General features: G+C 71.1%; 15 protein-coding genes. 5 read left to right on the top strand and 10 right to left on the bottom strand.

Annotated features, from left to right (window positions below; translation table 11 throughout):
• Window positions 1–126: 126 nt before the first annotated feature.
• From ACIRA5_RS12105 to ACIRA5_RS12090, 4 genes are all read left to right on the top strand, one after another.
• The gene (locus ACIRA5_RS12105; RefSeq protein WP_054233715.1) at window positions 127–369 is read left to right on the top strand and encodes an SCO4848 family membrane protein; all 243 of its coding nucleotides are present in this window, start codon (window positions 127–129) and stop codon (window positions 367–369) included.
• Window positions 370–429: 60 nt separating this feature from the next.
• A complete protein-coding gene (locus ACIRA5_RS12100; RefSeq protein ID WP_403689966.1) occupies window positions 430–1,713 on the top strand; it encodes a metallophosphoesterase in 1,284 nt (427 codons plus the stop codon).
• Window positions 1,714–1,860: 147 nt separating this feature from the next.
• Window positions 1,861–3,417 carry an ABC transporter substrate-binding protein gene (locus ACIRA5_RS12095; protein WP_403689963.1) on the top strand — a complete coding sequence of 519 codons (1,557 nt, stop codon included), beginning with the start codon at window positions 1,861–1,863 and terminating at the stop codon, window positions 3,415–3,417.
• A gap of 112 nt (window positions 3,418–3,529) precedes the next feature.
• Window positions 3,530–3,970: an ATP-binding protein gene (locus ACIRA5_RS12090; protein ID WP_403689961.1), complete on the top strand. Its 441-nt coding sequence runs from the start codon at window positions 3,530–3,532 to the stop codon at window positions 3,968–3,970.
• 1 nt (window position 3,971) lies between these two features.
• On the opposite strand, the gene ACIRA5_RS12085 is transcribed toward ACIRA5_RS12090, so the two are convergent.
• The 3 genes from ACIRA5_RS12085 to ACIRA5_RS12075 all read right to left on the bottom strand — a co-directional run bounded on the left by ACIRA5_RS12085 (window position 3,972) and on the right by ACIRA5_RS12075 (window position 8,459).
• A complete protein-coding gene (locus ACIRA5_RS12085) occupies window positions 3,972–6,044 on the bottom strand; it encodes a sulfatase-like hydrolase/transferase (protein ID WP_403689958.1) in 2,073 nt (690 codons plus the stop codon).
• A gap of 178 nt (window positions 6,045–6,222) precedes the next feature.
• The gene (locus ACIRA5_RS12080; RefSeq protein ID WP_403689955.1) at window positions 6,223–7,773 is read right to left on the bottom strand and encodes an ATP-binding protein; all 1,551 of its coding nucleotides are present in this window, start codon (window positions 7,771–7,773) and stop codon (window positions 6,223–6,225) included.
• Window positions 7,770–8,459, bottom strand: coding sequence for a response regulator transcription factor (locus ACIRA5_RS12075; protein WP_403689952.1), 690 nt, complete (start codon window positions 8,457–8,459; stop codon window positions 7,770–7,772). Before ACIRA5_RS12075 ends, ACIRA5_RS12080 begins: the two co-directional genes overlap by 4 nt.
• A 187-nt stretch (window positions 8,460–8,646) precedes the next feature.
• On the opposite strand from ACIRA5_RS12075, the gene ACIRA5_RS12070 reads away from it, so the two are divergent.
• The gene (locus tag ACIRA5_RS12070) at window positions 8,647–11,055 is read left to right on the top strand and encodes an MMPL family transporter (protein ID WP_403690696.1); all 2,409 of its coding nucleotides are present in this window, start codon (window positions 8,647–8,649) and stop codon (window positions 11,053–11,055) included.
• On the opposite strand, the gene ACIRA5_RS12065 is transcribed toward ACIRA5_RS12070, so the two are convergent.
• The 7 genes from ACIRA5_RS12065 to ACIRA5_RS12035 form a co-directional block, all read right to left on the bottom strand.
• On the bottom strand, window positions 11,048–11,656 hold the full coding sequence (locus ACIRA5_RS12065; RefSeq protein ID WP_403689949.1) for a Uma2 family endonuclease: 609 nt from the start codon (window positions 11,654–11,656) through the stop codon (window positions 11,048–11,050). The two genes, ACIRA5_RS12070 and ACIRA5_RS12065, sit on opposite strands and share 8 nt — an antisense overlap.
• Window positions 11,657–11,732: 76 nt before the next feature.
• On the bottom strand, window positions 11,733–12,503 hold the full coding sequence (locus ACIRA5_RS12060) for a TetR/AcrR family transcriptional regulator (RefSeq protein WP_403689946.1): 771 nt from the start codon (window positions 12,501–12,503) through the stop codon (window positions 11,733–11,735).
• Window positions 12,504–12,514: 11 nt separating this feature from the next.
• Window positions 12,515–13,021 carry a thiol-disulfide oxidoreductase DCC family protein gene (locus ACIRA5_RS12055; protein ID WP_403690695.1) on the bottom strand — a complete coding sequence of 169 codons (507 nt, stop codon included), beginning with the start codon at window positions 13,019–13,021 and terminating at the stop codon, window positions 12,515–12,517.
• 5 nt (window positions 13,022–13,026) lie between these two features.
• Window positions 13,027–13,437: a hypothetical protein gene (locus ACIRA5_RS12050; RefSeq protein ID WP_067366694.1), complete on the bottom strand. Its 411-nt coding sequence runs from the start codon at window positions 13,435–13,437 to the stop codon at window positions 13,027–13,029.
• Window positions 13,438–13,546: 109 nt separating this feature from the next.
• A complete protein-coding gene (locus ACIRA5_RS12045) occupies window positions 13,547–13,960 on the bottom strand; it encodes a VOC family protein (protein WP_403689942.1) in 414 nt (137 codons plus the stop codon).
• A gap of 4 nt (window positions 13,961–13,964) precedes the next feature.
• Entirely contained in the window at window positions 13,965–15,428 is a 1,464-nt protein-coding gene (locus ACIRA5_RS12040) for a phytoene desaturase family protein (RefSeq protein ID WP_403689940.1), read from the bottom strand.
• Window positions 15,425–17,515: a protease pro-enzyme activation domain-containing protein gene (locus ACIRA5_RS12035; protein WP_403689937.1), complete on the bottom strand. Its 2,091-nt coding sequence runs from the start codon at window positions 17,513–17,515 to the stop codon at window positions 15,425–15,427. The genes ACIRA5_RS12040 and ACIRA5_RS12035 overlap by 4 nt, the downstream gene beginning before the upstream one ends.
• Window positions 17,516–17,532 lie beyond the last annotated feature (17 nt).

Below are 17,532 nucleotides of genomic sequence, written 5' to 3'. Positions count from 1 at the left end.
CGGCCGGTCCCGGCCGGCGACGGCGATACTGGACCCATGCTGTGCCCACCCGGGGGACAACCCCCGGACCCCCGGCCGGTTGGGTCGGCTTCGGGTGCCCGGCATAGTGATGAAAGGTCCCTTCGCGTGAAACTCAGCCGCCCCGTCTCCTGGTTCCTGCTCGCCTTCGGAGTGTGGAGCTGGATCATCTGGGTCACTTTCGTCAAGAATTTGTGGAAGGACGGCAGCGGGCTCGCGTTCAACGACGCGGGGGATCCGACGGCGTACTTCTGGGTGCACCTGACGCTCGCCGTCGTCTCCTTTGTCTTGGGGACGGTCGTCGGTGGCATCGGGTTCCGCGGACTGCGCGCATTGCGCCAGACGTCATAACAACAGGGGACAAAAGAGGGACAACGGAACACAACGGCGGACAACGGGGGATACGGCGTCTTGGTCATCGTCTTCGTACTGGTGGGACTGCTCGCCCTCGCCGTGGTCGCGGGGCTGTACTGGTACGTGTGGCGCCGCCTGGTGCGCGACACGACGTCCGGTCCGGGTCTCGCCCGGCGCGCGGGCACGGTGGTCTTCGTCGCCGGGCCGGTGCTGATGATCGCCGCGGTCACCGCGGAGCGCGCCGGCGCGCCCTTCTGGCTCCAGCGGGTGCTGGCCTGGCCCGGGTTCCTGTGGATGGCGCTGTCGATCTACCTGCTGCTGGGGGTGGTGGCGGCGGAGGTCGCAGGACCGCTGCTGCGCCGGGTCATGGAGCGGCGCGCGGCCCCCGCGGCGGCCGTACCGCAACCGGCACCCGTACGGAACCCGGCACCCGTACCGCACACGGAGTCGGTGCCGACGGGAGCGGCGGCCCCCCAGGAGCCCTCACCCGCCGCACCGCCACGGCCCGTCAGCACCCCCTCGCGGCGGCTCTTCGTCTCGCGGGCCGTCGGCGGGGCCGCCGCGGCCGTCGCCCTGGGGACCGTGGGGTACGGGACGTACGGGGTGCTGCGCGGGCCCCGGGTGAAGCGGGTCACCGTGCCGCTGGCCAAACTGCCCCGGTCCGCGCACGGTTACCGGATCGCCGTCGTCAGTGACATCCACCTCGGGCCCACCCTCGGCCGGGACTTCTGTCAGCGGGTCGTCGACACGATCAACGGGACGCAGCCCGACCTGATCGCTGTGGTCGGGGACCTCGTCGACGGGAGTGTGAAGGACCTCGGACCCGCCGCGGCGCCCCTCGCGCGGCTGCGGGCACGGCACGGCTCGTACTTCGTCACGGGCAACCACGAGTACTACTCCGGCGCCGCGCAATGGGTCCGGGAAGTACGGGAACTGGGTCTGCACCCGCTCGAGAACGCCCGGACGGAAATGGCCGGATTCGATCTCGCGGGCGTCAATGACGTCGCGGGGGAGAGCGAGGGGCACGGGCCCGACTTCGGGAGGGCGCTGGGGGACCGGGACACCGCGCGGGCCGTGGTGCTGCTCGCCCACCAGCCGGTCCAGATCCACGACGCCGTCAAGCACGGTGTCGACCTCCAGCTCTCCGGGCACACCCATGGCGGGCAGCTCTGGCCGGGCAACTACATCGCGGAACTGGCCAATCCCACGGTCGCGGGCCTGGAGCGGTACGGCGACACGCAGTTGTACGTGAGCCGGGGCGCCGGTGCCTGGGGGCCGCCGACCCGGATGGGCGCGCCGTCGGACATCACCGTCGTGGAGCTGGCGTCCCTGCAAGCCTGAGAACCAGCTGTGAAACAGGGGCGAAACGGTCTTTCCCAATACCCCGTCTGATTCTTCGGACACCCCTTCCCTCAGACGAAACACCTGTGGTTGGGTGATCCGCGTCACTGGGGAGTGGCACGGGGCGTGGCCTGGGGAGGGGCGCCGATGCGATCGGTTCGCATACGGATTCTCGCGGTGCTGGTGGTACTGGCGGCCGTGGGTGTGGGCGGCTGGCAGTTACTGCCGTCGAAGAAGAACGACAACAGGACCATCACGGTCGGGACGACGGACGCCGTCACGTCACTCGACCCGGCGGGCGCGTACGACGCCGGCTCCTGGGCCCTGTTCAGCAACGTGTTCCAGTCACTGCTGACGTTCGAGCCCGGAGGCGCCGCCCCCGTGCCGGACGCGGCGAAGAGCTGCGGGTTCGTGGGTGCGGGACTGCGGACCTATGTCTGCACCCTGCGCGACGACCTGACGTTCCCGAGCGGGAGCAAGGTGACCGCCGAGGACGTGAAGTTCTCCTTCGACCGGGTCAAGGCCATCAACTCCGAGGTGGGGCCCGCGTCCCTGCTCTCCACCCTCGGCTCGGTGGACGCCCAGGGCCTCAAGGTCACCTTCCACCTGTCCTCGCCGGACGCCACCTTCCCGTTCAAGGTGGCCACCGGAGCCGGGTCGATCGTCGACCACACCCGCTACCCGAAGCACGCCCTGCGGGGGGACGCGGGCGCCGACGGCACCGGAGTGTACGTACTGAAGTCGTATACGAAGGGCAAGCGGGCCGTCCTCGCGCCCAACAAGTACTACAAGGGCTCCGTCGAGGGGAGCGGCACGCCCACCGTGCTGCGCTACTACGCCACCCCCAAGGCACTGCAGAACGCCTGGAAGGCGAAGCAGGTCGACGTCGCGACGCGTCAGCTGCCGCCCGCGACGCTCGCCACCCTCTCGCCGAGCGACCCGAACCAGCACGTCACCGAGTCCGACAGCGCCGAGACCCGCAACCTCGTCCTCAGCGTCCGCGCGAACTCGCCGCTGCACAACCGCCTCGTGCGGCAGGCCGTCGCCCTGCTGATCAACCGCGAGCAACTGGTCAGCCAGACCTACAAGGGGACGACCGATCCGCTGTACGGGCTGATCCCCACGGGCATCACAGGGCACTCGACGTCGTTCTTCGACGCCTACCCCAAGCCCGACGCGAAGAAGGCGAAGGCCCTGCTGGCCGAAGCCGGGGTGTCGACGCCGGTGCGCTTCACCTACGGGTACGCCGAGGGGCGGGGCGCCGCCGGCGAGGAGGCCACCGAGCTCAAGCGGCAGCTGGAGGCGAGCGGCCTGTTCAAGGTGGACATCAAGGGCTACGAGTGGACCGACTTTCAGAAGCGGTACGCCGAGGGCCGGTTGGACGCCTGGGCGGTCGGCTGGGTCGCCGACTTCCCCGACCCGGACACCTTCAGCACCGCGCTCGTCGGCACCGGCAACAGCATGAAGAACGGATACAGCGACAAGGACGTGGACCGGCTGATTCAGGACAGTCAGCAGTACGAGGACCGCAGCCGCACGTCCGACGACTTCCAGACACTGCAGGAAATCGTGGCCCGCGATGTTCCCCTGATTCCCCTGTGGCAGCGCAAGGAGTATGTACTCAGCAGTGAGGACGTCGGAGGCGGCCAGTATCTGTCGGACGGGACCGGTGTCTTCCGTCTCTGGCGGCTGAGCTGGATATGACACGTGACGTGATCTCGCGGGGTGGCCCCCCACCCCGGTGACATCGCGCTCTCGCCCAGCGCGGCACCATGTGCGCACTATGTGCCGGAGGTGTGTGCGGTGAGGAGCTGAGGTGTTGAGACGCAACGCGTTCCGGCTGCCCCGGCATCCGGCGTCCGTCGGACTCGCCCGGCGGCGGGTACGCGACCATCTGCGGGACTGGGGTCACAGCACCGACGACCCGGCCCTCGCGGACGTCGTTCTGATCGTCTCCGAACTCGTGACCAACGCCGTACGCCACGGACCCCTTCATGAAGGTCACGAAGGTCACGAAGGTCACGAAGGTTACGAAGGGGAGTTCGAGGTCGCGGTGACCGCCCTCGCCGACGGCTCCTGCTTCGTCGAGGTCTCCGACGAGGGCCTCGGCGCACCACGGCCGCGGCCGGTCTCCGTGGGGGAGGAGACCGGCCGCGGCCTGCACCTCGTGGAGGGCGTCGCCGTGGCGTGGGGGGTGTGGAGCCGGGGCCGCTACGGCAAGACCGTGTGGGCGCTCGTGGCGTCCGCGGCCCCGTGAATCATGGCGCCGGGGTCGAGCCGTACGCCGTCAGGAAACGGTCGCGGAAGGCGTTCATCTTCCAGACCGGGGTGTCCTGCTTCGGCTGCAGGCCGTCCGCCCAGTTCCAGTCGGCGATCTTGTCCAGGACCTTCGGGTCCTTGGCGACGATCGAGACCGGCACGTCACGGCTGGCGTGGTTGCCGCTGACCCGGGCGATGGGCTGGTGGTCGCCGAGGAAGATCAGCACGGTGTCCTTGCTGCCGTACTTCACCAGGTAGTCGATGAGGCTGGACACCGAGTACTGGATGGACTTGCCGTACTCCTGCTTCGACTTGGTGGAGTCGGTGATGATGTCCGCGGGCTTCTTGCCGGCCTTCTCGATCGCGTTGTAGATCGAGCCGTCGCCGACCTGGTCCTGCGGGACCAGCTTGGGGATCGGCGCCCAGGGCTGGTGGCTGGAGGTCAGGATGATCGTCGACATCAGCGGCTTGTCGTGCTTCTTGCTGTGCACCAGGCGCTCGAACGCGGTCAGCGCGTACTGGTCGGGCATGGTCGACCAGCTGAACTTCGGGCCCTTGTAGCCGAGTTTGTGGGCGTCGTAGAGCTTGTCGATGCCGTAGAAATTCTGCTCGGGCCAGGTCTTCTGGACGCCCGGCATGACGCCGACCGTGTCCCAGGCGCCCGTCTTCTTGAACGCGCCGGGGAGGGTCAGGCGCTCGCCCGCGGTGACGGTGCGGTAGCGCTGCTGGTTGCTGATCCACAGGCCCGACAGGAAGGTGGAGTGGCCCAGCCAGCTGCTTCCGCCGTACGTCGCCGAGGTCAGCCAGCCGCTCTTGGCGGCGAACCCGGCGTCGGTCAGCTTCTTGTTCTCGGCGGTGAGCGTCGCGTCGACCCCGGGCGCCATGACCGGGTCCTCGATCGCGCTGCGGCCGTAGCTCTCGATGAAGGTGATCATCATGTCCTTGCCGCGCAGCCCGGTGAGCAGCTGGTCGGGCGGCGTGTTGGCGAAGTCGTCCTTCTTCGCGATCTTCTTGAACGCGGCCTCGTCGCGCAGCGTCTGCCGCACCTGCTCCGACTTGAACTGGAGGGCCTGCATGGTGTGCTCCGAAGCGATGGGTATCCCCTCGGCGTACTGCACGCCCAGGGCCGCGCAGGTGACCCAGGTGATGGCCAGCACCAGCGTCGTGCGGGTCGCCGTCTCGGTGTTCCGGGCCGCCAGGTTGCTCAGTCGGATCACCGACATCGTCGTGAGGGCGAGCACGGCGATCACGAGCGTCACGGCCAGGGCCGCGATGCCGAGCGCGCCACCCCTGCCGAACGTGTCCTGGAGGTATCCCTGCGCATCACTGAAGAGCGACCAGTCGAGGACGACGTTGAAGCCTCGCCCGAGGTATTCGTTGAAACCGATGTCGAGGAAGTTCACGACGGTCAGGGCGCCCAGGCCGAGCCCGGCGAACGCCGCCACGGCGATCCGCGGCCTGCGGGGCAGGACGATCAGCAGGGCGGCGCCGAAGATCGCCTCCACCGGGAGACGCACGAAAGCGGCCAGCCGGAACTTGTCCACCTGGGTCGGCATGAGGAGCGCGGCGACGACGATGGCGAGGGCCACGGCCGTGGTGGTCCACGCGAGAACGCGGGCCGCGACCGGGTACTTCTCCCGCCACCCGCCCCAGACCCGCCGCCACCGGCGTGGGCGGGGGGTGACCGCGCCCTCCGGAGCGTCGACGTCCGAGGCCTCCGCCCCCGGGCTTTCCGCCTCGGGAGTCCCGCTCTCGGATGTCTGTGCCTCGGACGTCCGGGCCTCGGGAGTCTCCGCCTCCGGAGCCTCCGCTTCCGGGACTTCCGGGGCTTCCGGCTCGGCCTCCGGCGCCTCGGCCTCCGGTGCGTCCGCCTCTGCGGCGTCCGCCTCCGGTGCTTCCGCCTTCGGCGCGTCCGTCTCTGGAACGCTTGCCTCCGCGGTCTTGGCCTCCGGGGTCTCGGTCTCCGGGGTCTCGGTCTCCGGGGAGTCCAGGGGCGTGACCTCCTGCGAGGGCACGTCCTCCGGCGCCTCGTCCGTTTTCGACAGCTGTCGAGAGCTCGTGTTGAACGACAACCCGGCGGTCCTTCCGTGCGAAGCCCGGTGGTGGCGCGGCGGACCAGGCTGAGGTCGGGGCCGCCTTCATCTGTTGGGTACGAGGTCGTACCGGCCGGTGTTCAATCATCCGGGTTTGCTTATGTTCAAGCGAGTCACTGAGCTTGTTCAAGCACCTCACTGTGCTTGTTAAAGCAGCTCACCGCGCCGGAAGCGTCACCGTGACCTCGAGCCCCGCTCCCGGCGCCGTCCGTACCGCCACGTCACCCCCGTGCGCGGCCACCACTCCCTGCACGATCGCCATCCCCAGCCCGCTGCCCGCACCACCGCCCGCCCGGAAGAACCGGTCGAAGATGCGCGCCGCGTCCTCCTCCGTCAGCCCGGGCCCCTGGTCCGCGACGCACAGCCGTACGGTCCCGTCCTCCCGTTCGAGACCGAGCCGCACCGGCACGTCGGCGGGCGTGTGGGTGCGTACGTTGGCCACCAGGTTGCCCAGCACCTGCCGCAGCCCCGACTCGTCGGCGAGCACCAGCAGTGTCCCGTCGGCGCCCACGGTCACCGGACGTCCGGGCTGCTGGGCCCGCAGATCCTCGGCCGCGTCCCGTACGAGACGGCTCAGGTCGACGTTCCTGAAACGCAGTTCGGGGCTCTGGTCGAGGCGGGCCAGGATGAGCAGTTCGTCCACGAGGCGTCCCATGCGGTCGGCCTCGGCGTTCATCCGGTCCCAGGCCCGCCGGCGCTCACCGGGCTCGCGCAGCATCCCCTTCTCGTACAGCTGGAGGTAGCCCCGGATCGCCGACAGCGGGGTGCGCAGCTCGTGCGAGGCGTCCGCGACGAACCGGCGCAGCTGCGCCGCGCTGCGCTCGCGGGTCCGGTACGCCGATTCCACCTGGTGGAGCATGGAGTTGAGGGCGAGCCGCAGCTGTTCGACCTCCTGGGTCGGATGGTGGCTGGAGGGCACGCGCCGGGTGAGGTCTCCCTCGGCGATGGCGGACGAGGTCTCCACCATGTCCTCCAGTGGCCGCATCCGGCGGCTCACGCTGATCATCGTCAGCGCCGCGAGCAGCGACAACAGCAGAGTGCCGATGCCCAGATCGAGCTTGAGGGCCTTGGCGATGCCCTTGTGCAGGGCGTCGGTGGAGGCGGCGAGCAGCACGTACGTGCCGTCGTCGAGCCGGGCCCCGGTGACCCGGTAGGAGGCGCCGTGCACGGTGGTGTCGCGCAGGGCGGGGTCGTGCGCGAGGGCGCTCGGGTCGTCCACCGCGGCGACCAGCGCGCGCTGGATGTCGGTGGGTTTGAAACCGCCGACGCTGAGGGGGGTCCCGTGGCCGTCCACCGCCGCGAAGATCGAGTCCGGCTTGTCGGACCGGTCCGCGCCGGGGACCATCCGCTCGCGTACGAAGGCGAGCGCGGTGAGCGAGTCGATCTGGTGGAGGGTGAGCCGCGAACCGGTCAGCGACTCCCGCGTCTTGGACAGTTCCGTGTCGACCTGGTCGAGCAGGTAGTGCCGCATGCCCATCAGGCTGACGGCGGTCGCCACGATGATGCCCAGCGCCAGCAACGCCACGTTCGCGAGCGTCAGCTTGCCGCGCAAGGAGTGGACCCCGTGGTGACGCCGGGGGCGCCGCGCACCCACGTACGCGGGAATCCCCGCACAGAGGGCGAGCTCGGTCCGGGACGCGGGCTCCGCGCGGGGGGAGGGCTCCGCATGCGCCGCGGCGACCACGGGGTCCGGGGACGCCGGGGTCATGCGAGGCCGTATCCGACGCCCCGGCGGGTCTGGATCACCGGTGGGCCGAGGGGTTCGAGTTTGCGGCGCAGATAGCTGATGTACGTCTCGACGACGGTCGACTCGGCGGAGTGTTCGTACTGCCAGACGTGCCGCAGGAGTTGTTCCTTGGGCACGATCCGGCCGCCGTTGCGGACGAGGAAGCGCAGCAGGGCGTACTCGGTGGGGGTGAGCTCCACCGTGCGGTCCCCGCGGTGCACGGAGTACGTCGTCTCGTCCAGTTCGAGTTCGCCGTAGCGAAGGGGCGGGCGCTGGGGAAGGACGTCGTCGGGGCGTGTGCGGCGCAGTACGGCCGTGATCCGGGCGACGACCTCGTCGATGTTGAACGGCTTGGTGATGTAGTCGTCGCCGAACCCGAGCGCGCCGACGATCTCGGCGGGCGCGTCCCGCGCGGTGAGGAAGACGATCGCCAGGCCGGGTCGGCGCAGGCGCAGTTCACGGCCGAGCGCCCGGCCGTCGCCGTCCGGCAGCATCACGTCGAGCAGCGCTGCGTCGGGCCGGGTGCGTTCGGCGAGCGTGAGCGCCTGACGGACGGTGCCCGCGGTCATCACCTCGAAGCGGTGGTAGCGCAGCGCGATGGCGAGGACGTCCGCGATGCTCGGCTCGTCCTCGACGACGAGAACGGTGGCCCCCTCGTGAGCGGTCATGCCCCCAGTATCCGCACGCGGGTCGCGCCAGGGGGCGGCTCCCCCTTTGGAGTTCCTTGAGAGTCATGGGCGGTCTGTGTCGTCGCTCGAGCGTGCCGGTCGATGGTTGGTCCCAGGACCTGGGGGACCAACCGACAACCGAACGACCGGATGACCGGTCGACTAAGGAGCGTTGAGCGTGGCGACATTGGCACGGTGGTGCTATCGGCACCGGCTGGTGGTCCTGTTGCTGTGGGTGGGGGCACTGCTCGGGCTCGGGGCCGCGGCCTCGACCGCGGGCACGGATTACGCGAACGTCTTCTCCCTTCCGAACACGGACTCCAAGCGCGCGTACGACCAGATGGAGAAGGCCTTCCCGGAGCGCGCGGGCGACACCGACACGGTGGTGTGGAAGGTCGACACGGGAACCGTCCGGGACCAGTCCGTACAGTCCCGGATCCAGCCCGCGCTGGAGAAGATCGGCAAGATGGCGGGGGTCGGCGGCGTCACCGGCCCGTACACGGGCGACCGGGGCGCGGCGCAGATCAGCGCCAACGGCAAGATCGCCTACGCCCAGATCACCTTCGCCGAGCAGGCGAACGCGGTGCCCAAGCAGCTGGTGCAGGACGTGGTCGACACCGCACAGGGCGCCCGAAGCGGCGGTCTGCACGTCGAGCTGGGTGGTCAGGCGATCCAGCGCGTCCAGGAACCGCCCACCGGACTCGCCGAGATGATCGGCATCCTGGCCGCGGCGGTCGTCCTCTTCCTCGCCTTCGGCTCGCTCTTCGCGATGCTGCTCCCGATCGGCATCGCCATCTTCGGGGTGGGCACGGGCCTGTTCTCCACCCAGCTGCTCAGCCATGTGACGTCGGTGCCCGACCTGGCTCCACTGCTCGCCACGCTGATCGGCCTCGGTGTCGGCATCGACTACGCGCTGTTCATCGTCACCCGGCACCGGCGCGGCATCCTGCGCGGCATGGACCCGGAGGAGTCGGCGGTCACCGCCCTCAACACCTCGGGCCGCGCGGTGCTGTTCGCGGGCGGCACGGTGTGCATCGCGCTCGCCGGGATGCTCGTGACGAACCTGCGCTTCCTGGACGGCGTGGTCATCGGCACCTCGCTCACCGTCGTGTTCAGCGTGCTCGCGGCGGTCACGCTGCTGCCCGCGCTGCTCGGTTTCCTCGGCTCCCGGGTGCTCAGCCGCCGCCAGCGGCGCAAGCTGGCCGCCGATGGCCCCGAGCCGGAGCGGTCCAGCGGTCTCGCGGCGCGCTGGTCGGCGAGCGTCCAGAAGCGGCCGCGCTCGGTCGCCGTGATGGCCCTCGTCGTCATGGCGATCCTCGCGATCCCGGTGCTGTCACTGCGGCTCGGCGCGACCGACCAGGGCAACGACGACGCGTCGACGACGACCCGGAAGGCGTACGACCTCCTCGCGGAGGGCTTCGGACCCGGCTTCAACGGCCCGCTCCAGGTGGTCTCCACCAGCGGCGACACGAACAAGCTGGTGCAGGGCATCCGCGCGACCGACGGCGTCGCCCAGGTCGCGGCGCTGCCGCCCGCGCAGGGCGTCACGGTGATCCAGGTCGTACCGACCACGTCACCGCAGTCCGAGAAGACGGACCAGCTCATCGACACCCTGCGGGACAAGGTGATCCCGGAGGCGGGGGCGCAGGCGCACGTCGGCGGTGTGACGGCGATCTCCAAGGACTTCTCGACCGTCACAGGTGACCGGCTGCCGCTGTTCATCGCCACCATCATCGGCCTGGGCTTCCTGCTGCTGATGGTCGCCTTCCGCTCCCTGGTGGTGCCCCTGACCGCCGCCCTGATGAACCTGATCGCGGCCGCCGCGTCCTTCGGCGTCCTCGTCGCGATCTTCCAGTGGGGCTGGGGTCTGAGCCTGCTGGGCCTCGGCAAGGAGGGCCCGATCAACGCCTTCCTGCCCGTCATCATGCTCTCCCTGCTCTTCGGCCTCTCGATGGACTACCAGGTGTTCCTGGTGAGCCGGATGCACGAGGAGTGGGTGCACACGAAGGACAACGCGCGGGCGGTCCGGGTCGGCCTCGCGGAGACCAGCCGTGTCATCAACTCCGCCGCCCTGATCATGGTCTGCGTCTTCCTCGCCTTCGTCCTCAGCGGCGACTCGGGGGCGGCGATGGCGGGTGTGGGCCTCGCGGCGGCGGTCGCGCTGGACGCGTTCATCCTCCGTACGGCGCTGGTGCCGGCCGCGATGCATCTGCTGGGCAAGTCCAACTGGTGGCTGCCGGCGGGTCTGGAGAAGCGGTTGCCGCACCTGGCGGTGGAGCCGGCCGAGGAGGCGGAGTCGCTGCCGCGGGCCTCGGCGGGAGGACCGACGGTCGTGCACGGCTTCGTCCGCGACGCGGAGGGCGCGCCGGTCGACGGGGCGGTCCTCACCCTGCTCAGCAAGGGCGGGCGTCAGCTGGACCGGGTGACGTCACTGGCGGACGGTTCGTACATCGTCTCGGTGCCGGCTCCGGGCACGTATCTGCTGTCGGCGACGGCCTCGTCGTACGGCGCCCGCGCCCGGCACGTCATCGTGACCGACGAACCGCTGGTGCACGACCTGGAGTTGACGGAGGGGGAGGTGGACGCCGTCAACTAGCCTTCGGCTGCCCGGCCTTGAGGATCTGTTCCACATCCAGAGTGACCTTGGCCCCGATTGAGTCGGGCAGGGCGACGATTTCGCCGGGGGCGTGGACGCGGTGGGTCGCGTACGCGTCTCCGGAGAGGTCGGTGAGGACGTGGAGACGCTGGTGCTTGCGGTCGACGATCACGTAGACCGGGATCTTGGCCTTGGCGTAAGCGCTGAGCTTGTCGCGGAGATCGTTCTCGTAGTTGCTGGAGGTGACCTCCAGGACGAGACGGAACGCGATCGGGTCGTAGCAGTTGTTCTCGACGAGGTGATCTTCAAAGTCGACGTCGACGACTGCGAGATCGGGGATCGCATAGTCCTCGGCACCGGTCGGGAGCCAGAGCCCGAGTCCTTCGAGTACCTCGGTTTTGTCGCCGTCCAGACCGGCGGCGACGAAGGGGCGCCTCAACCTGGACAGAGCGCGGGCGTGGGAACCGTTGGCGGGCGGGGTCACGGTGATCGAGCCTCCGATGATCTCGACGCGGTACCCCGGATTGCGGTCCATGAGCCGGTTCGCCTCGGCGATCAGCGGCCGGTCCTCGTGCGGTCGCTCGACACCTGCTGCGGACATCACGTGCCTCCCATGGGCTGGTGTCGAGAACATCATCGTAGGCCGCATCCCTCCCCCATGCCCCGTATCACCGGCGTCACCCGCTCGTGGAGCCCCGCCCCGGATCCGGCAGCATCTTCGTCATCCCCGGCAGGAAGTCCGTGAACAGCTCGTGCACCTCGTGGACGAGCGGGCGCAGGACGCGGAAGCGGGCCAGTGAGACGCCCCGGGTGGTGATGCGGGCGCCGCGCTCGGCGAGCCGGTAGCTGCGTTCGCGCCCCTCCGTACGGTCGAAGACCCAGTACAGGACGAGCCCCATCTGCGACAGCCACATCAGCTCGGGCAGGACGTCCCTCAGCTCCTCGGGAACCTTCGCCTTCGAACCGGCGAGCACCTCCCGGTGTATGGCGATGGCCTCCTCGCGCGGGCCCGCCGAGTCGGGGGAGAAGGGACTGAGCGGGCTCTCCGGATCGGCGGCGTTCTTGAAGAACTGCGCCGCGAACTCGTGGTACGGCTCCGCCACGTCCAGCCACGCCTTCAGCACCCCCGCGATCCGCGCCTCCAGATCCTTCTCGCGCTCCAGGACCGGCCGGATCGCCGCCTGGTGCTCGGCGCCGATCCGGTCGTAGAACCCCTGGATGAGGTGCTCCTTGCCGGCGAAGTAGTAGTACGCGTTGCCGACGGAGACCCCGGCCTCCTGGGCGATCGCCCGCATGGTGGTCTTGTCGTACCCCCGCTCCTGGAACAGCCGCAGCGCGGTCTCCAGGATCAGGGCGCGGGTCTGCTCGCTCTTGGCGGGACTCTTTTCCTGGGCCCTTCCTGGCGCGCTCGGGTCGTCCGGGCCGGGGCTGTCTGTCGGTGCTGGCACGGGAACAGAGCCTAACGAGTCGAACAGGAGTCGCTGTCACAGCCGGGAGGCTCGTACGTCCACCCGATGCTCGGCTCGTACACCCACCCGTCGCCCCGCCGGTACGCGCCCCCGCCCCACCCCTGCGGGGCGTGCGCGGAGCGCCACTTCGCGGCGGCGAGCATCGCGCCCTTGGCGAGCCGGGCCCCGGCGGGGGTGCTCAGCCGGTGGGCGAGCGGCCGGTGCTCGCGCAGCGCCCACAGGCAGACGACCCAGGCGCCGGCCCCGCGATAGACCTGACCGCCGTCCCCGACGACGGTGATCTCGTCGAGGGTGGCCCGGTGGTCGAGGGCGGGAAAGAGCGCCCTGGCCTGCTCGGAACCGGCCGGCACGAGCCGCAGCGGCACCAGCTGGGGCTGCTTGCCCAGCCAGTCGCGCAGAAAGGTGCACAGCGAGCACGAGGCGTCGTAGAGGACGGTGAGCCCGAGGACCGGGACGCGCGCGGCGTCCCGGTCACGGGTGGCCTTGAGGCCGGTCATGGTGCTCACGCCCCGGCCGCCGGCGCGACCCAGTCCGTCGGCGCGACGGGCGGCAGCTGCTCCCGCTCCATGACGCCCCGCCGCCGGATCTTGTTGAGCACGTACACGTTGCCGAGGTGCATGACCCCGAGGACGAGCAGGACGACGCCGAGCTTGGTCGACAGGGCCTCGAAGATCCCGCGGGTGTCGGTGATCTCGCCGTCGTCGCCGTTCAGATAGAGCGCGACGAAGCCCAGGTTGACGAGGTAGAAGCCCACCACCAGGAGGTGGTTGACGGCGTCGGCGAGCTTCTCGTTCCCGTGCAGCACGTCGGCGAGGAAGATCCGTCCGTTGTGGCTCAGTGTGCGTGCCACCCAGACCGTCAGCGCGATGCTGACCAGCAGATAGATGACGTACGCGACGACCGTGAGGTCCATGTCCCCACCCCTTCTTGAACGCGTTCAAAACGCTGTCGAGAAGGAATGTAGACCTGCTTTTGAACATGTTCAAGTCAGGGTGGAGCGAGGCCGGGCGGAGTGAGGGGGGTCACGCCTGACGGCGGCCCAGCTCGGGCCGCTTGCCGTAGTCCGTGAAGCCGATGACGTTGCCCCAGGGGTCGGCGATCTCGACGGTCCAGCCGGTGGCGACCGGGAAGACGGGGGCGAGCGGCTGGATGCCCGCCGAGGCCAGCGCGTCGGCCGTGGCCCGCGCGTCCCGGACCTCCAGCCACACCCGCGCCGAGGCCCACAGGGGAGGCCGGAGGCCGAGCTCCTCCTCCAGTCGCAGCAGCAGTCCCGGCGTGTCCTTGCCCACCTTCAGCAGCGCGATCCCGGCCTCGTCCAGGCGGAACGCCACCGGAATGCCCGCCCGCCCGTAGAACTCCACCGCGACGCCGAGGTTCCCTACGGGCAGCAGTACGTTGTCGAAGCCGAGCAGCTCGTACGACACATCATCTGACATGCCATCAGATTAGGTACGGGTCGCGCCGGGAACCCGGTGGCTGACCGTGCGGGTCCCCCAGGTGGTGCAAGGCCGAGCGCGCCGCGTGGTAGCCGCACATGCCGTGCACGCCGGGGCCGGGCGGGGTCGCCGCCGAGCAGAGGAAGACGCCGGGGATGCCGGTGTCGTAGGGATCGAGGGCCGCGCGGGGGCGCAGGACCAGCTGGCGCGGGGTGTTGGCGCCGGTGAGGATGTCACCGCCCACGTAGTTGGCGTTGTAGGCCTCCAGCCGGGACGCGGACATCGACGCACGGGCGACCACGCGTTCCCGCAGGCCCGGTGCGAAGGACTCGATCCGGTCGAGTACGGCTTCGGTGGCGTCGCCGTCGTACCCGTGCGGGACGTGCGCGTACGCCCAGACGGGGTGCACGTCTCCCGCCGAGCGGACCGGGTCGGCGAGGTACTGCTGGGACACCAGCACGAAGGGACGCTCCGGCATCCGCCCGCGCGTCACGGCCCGTTCGGCGTCCACGACCTCTTCCAGCGTGCCGCCCAGGTGGACGGTCCCGGCCCGGCGGCAGGCCTCGTCGCGCCAGGGCACACCGCCCTCGACGGCCAGGTCGACCTTGAAGGCGGCGGGCCCGTGCCGCCAGCGGGCGTACGCGCGGCGGGTGCGGGCGGGCAGCCGGTCGCCGCACAGCGCCACGGCGGCACGCGGCGCGACGTCCAGCAAGGTGACGCGGGCGGGCGGCAGTTCGGCCAGCGACCGCACCCGGACGCCGGTCTCCACGGTGCCACCGAGTTCGGCCAGGCACGCCGCCAGGGCACGGGTGACGGCCCCTGAGCCGCCGTGCGCCACGGGCCAGCCGTGCCGGTGCGCCGCCGCGGTCAGCATGAGGCCGATGGCGGCGCTGCCCGGCGCGGTCAGGGGCGCCATCGCGTGCGCGGCGACGCCGGCGAACAGGGCGCGGGCGCCCGGCGTGCGCCAGCGTCGCGCGACGGCGGTGGCGCCGAGCGCCGCGTGCAGTGCGAACCGGGCCAGGGGGAGGGGATGCCGGGGCAGCCGCAGCGGTGGGCGCAGCAACTCCGCCGCGAGGGAGTCGTACTGGTACGTCAGCGGCCCGAACAGCCGCTCCCACGCGGCTCCGTCCGGGCCGAGGGAGCGTGCGGTGGCCTCCAGGGACCGGCGCAGGACGGCCGCGGGGCCGTGGTCGAGCGGATGGGCGAGGTCGATCTCGGGCCGCCGCCACTCCAGGCCGTGCCGCTCCAGGCCGAGGGACCGCAGGAAGGGCGAGGCGAGCGCCATCGGGTGGACGGCCGCGCAGTGGTCGTGGAGCAGCCCGGGCAGGGTCAGTTCGCTGGTCCGGGTGCCGCCGCCGAGTGTGTCGGCCGCCTCCAGGACGGTCACGGCGAGCCCGCGCCGGGCCAGGACCACGGCGGCCGCGAGACCGTTGGGCCCCGATCCCACCACGATGGCGTCCGGTGTCACCGCGGGATGCCGCCGGTACGCCGCATCCACCGCAGATAGGCGGGGGAGGGGGAACCGAGGCCGGTGGCGTCGTCGTAGCCGGGGACGGCGTGCAGGCCGTAGTCGCGGCCCAGGGCGTAGAGGACGTAGCGCTGCTGGTCGTCGGACGGGGCCTGGGCCGTCGGCGAGGGGCCGTAGTCGCGGACGACGGTGAGCGGGCCACTGCCCGCGGCGGCGGGGTGGTCGGTGACGTCGCGGAAGACCGGACTGCCGCCGAGCGCGTACAGCAGCGGGTTGGCGAAGCCCAGCGGACGACCGGTCTCCTGCTGGGCGTCGGCCTGGAGCGCGGCGAAGGCGGGGGTGGCGGCGGAGGTGCCGCCGAAGCCCACGAGCTGGAAGGTGCCGCCGTCGGTGAGCCCCACCAGGACGGGCAGCGCGCCGTCGCCCTCCATGGCCACGTCGGGGGTGGTGCGCCGCGCCGGGGTGCCGTTGCTGCGCGCGGGTGTGTGCCCGTGCTGGTACCAGGGCTGCGGGAAGTCGCTGGGGCCGCCTCCGCCGCCGAACGCGAACACTCCGGGGAGGGGGCCCCAGGCCTTGCCGGATGCCCCGGAGGCGGATGAACGGGCGGCGGATGAACGGGCGGCGGAGGTGCTGTCGGTGAGGACCGACAGCTCGTCGCCCATGCTGGTCTCCCAGGCGTAGTTCCCGTGCCGGTCGAGGGCCAGGGTGGTGCCTCCGACGGAGGTGACCCAGGGGGAGCCGCTGGGGAAGTCCGCCTGGGCGGCGGTGGTCTTCGGGTCGCAGTTGACGCCGGTCTCTGCGGCGCCGGGCGAGGAGTCGCCGCAGTCCCCGGCGGCGAAGTACACCCCGATGCCCTCCGCGGCGGCCTGCTCGAACAGCAGGTTCCAGGCGTTCACGAGGTCCGGGGTCAGATGTCCCGGGTCGGAGTGGATGATCTCGGCCCAGGAGTTGGAGATGGAGTCGGCCAGGCGGTGGTCGATGACGGTGGCCTCGGCGTCCATGAGGTCGGCGTCGAGACAGGAGTCGGCGCCCATGTAGAGGACGTGCGCGTCGGGGGCCAGACCGTGGGCCATGTCGACGTCCAGGGCCTCCTCGCCGGCCCAGGACGCGGGGGGCGCACACGCGGAGCCCACGTTCCAGTCCTTAGGGGTGACCCGCTGGCGGTACTGGCCCGGACGGAAGGGGCGGTCACCGGTGGCGCGGGCGTACCGGTCGGCGTCGGCGGGCATGGTGGGGGAGCCGTAGGCGTCGACGATGGCGATGGTGGTGCCCTTGCCGGTCGCGTGGGCACCGCCCGCTCCGTAGGCGTGACGCAGCTGCGCGGGCGTGTACGGGCAGGGCGCGTACGTGGGCGTCGCGCCGTAGGCGGTCGGCAGCCCGGTGGCCGGGGTCCCGCCGAAGGAGGGGGAACAGACGGCGCCGGCGTCGTCGGTGACGGTGGTGCCGGAGGGCCGTGGGTGCAGCGGGTGCAGCGGGTGCAGTGGGGTGGTGGTGCGGTGGGACTGCGGGTGGGCGGCGGCGGGCGCGGACAGCCCGGAGACGGCCACCACCTCGGTGCCGAGGGAGCTCGGGACGCTGAGGTCGCCGGACGGCGCGCTGACCGTCCCCCGGGCCGTGCGGTAGTGGTGGACGGGGCTTCCGAGCGCCTGCCGTACGGCTCTTTCGGGGCCGGAGACGTCCACGTAGTGCGCGGTGTCCCGGGTGACGGTGAGGCCGGCCCGGGTCAGCCAGTCGGCCACGGCCCGGTGGTCGGCCGGTCCGAGGGCGAAGCGCCGCTGGTAGGCGGCGGGAGTGAGGAAGTGCCGGTAGTGCGGGCTGTGCGGGTCGGTCACCTGCCGGAGGAACGCGGCCAGGCCGCCCGGGTCGCGGGAGCCGAGGTAGAGGCGGGCGGTGAGGCGCTGGTCGGCGGGCACCGCGCCCGCGTCCGCGTCGGCGGTGGCGTATCCGGGACGCGAGCCGGACAGGGTGTGCCGGTGCGGGGAGGGGTCCGCGGCGTGCGCGGCGGGCGAGGCCAGCACCGTACCCAGGAGTGCGGTGCAGACGGCGGCGGTGAGCGCGCCGGGGCGTATGCGCGGGTGTGCGGACATGGTGAGCCCTTCTGGGG

Source organism: Streptomyces sp. NPDC096311 (assembly GCF_044763085.1).
Classification (GTDB): Bacteria; Actinomycetota; Actinomycetes; order Streptomycetales; family Streptomycetaceae; genus Streptomyces.
The sequence above is the reverse complement of the archived record's forward strand: the minus strand, read 5'-3'. Positions and strand labels throughout refer to the sequence as shown.

Excerpts from the sequence above, each read along its gene's own strand:
- ACIRA5_RS12050 (WP_067366694.1), bottom strand. The coding sequence starts at position 13,437 with ATGGACCTCACGGTCGTCGCGTACGTCATCTATCTGCTGGTCAGCATC.
- ACIRA5_RS12080 (WP_403689955.1), bottom strand. The coding sequence starts at position 7,773 with ATGACCCCGGCGTCCCCGGACCCCGTGGTCGCCGCGGCGCATGCGGAG.
- ACIRA5_RS12075 (WP_403689952.1), bottom strand. The coding sequence starts at position 8,459 with ATGACCGCTCACGAGGGGGCCACCGTTCTCGTCGTCGAGGACGAGCCG.
- ACIRA5_RS12045 (WP_403689942.1), bottom strand. The coding sequence starts at position 13,960 with ATGTCAGATGATGTGTCGTACGAGCTGCTCGGCTTCGACAACGTACTG.
- ACIRA5_RS12055 (WP_403690695.1), bottom strand. The coding sequence starts at position 13,021 with ATGACCGGCCTCAAGGCCACCCGTGACCGGGACGCCGCGCGCGTCCCG.
- ACIRA5_RS12065 (WP_403689949.1), bottom strand. The coding sequence starts at position 11,656 with ATGTCCGCAGCAGGTGTCGAGCGACCGCACGAGGACCGGCCGCTGATC.
- ACIRA5_RS12035 (WP_403689937.1), bottom strand. The coding sequence starts at position 17,515 with ATGTCCGCACACCCGCGCATACGCCCCGGCGCGCTCACCGCCGCCGTC.
- ACIRA5_RS12095 (WP_403689963.1), top strand. The coding sequence starts at position 1,861 with ATGCGATCGGTTCGCATACGGATTCTCGCGGTGCTGGTGGTACTGGCG.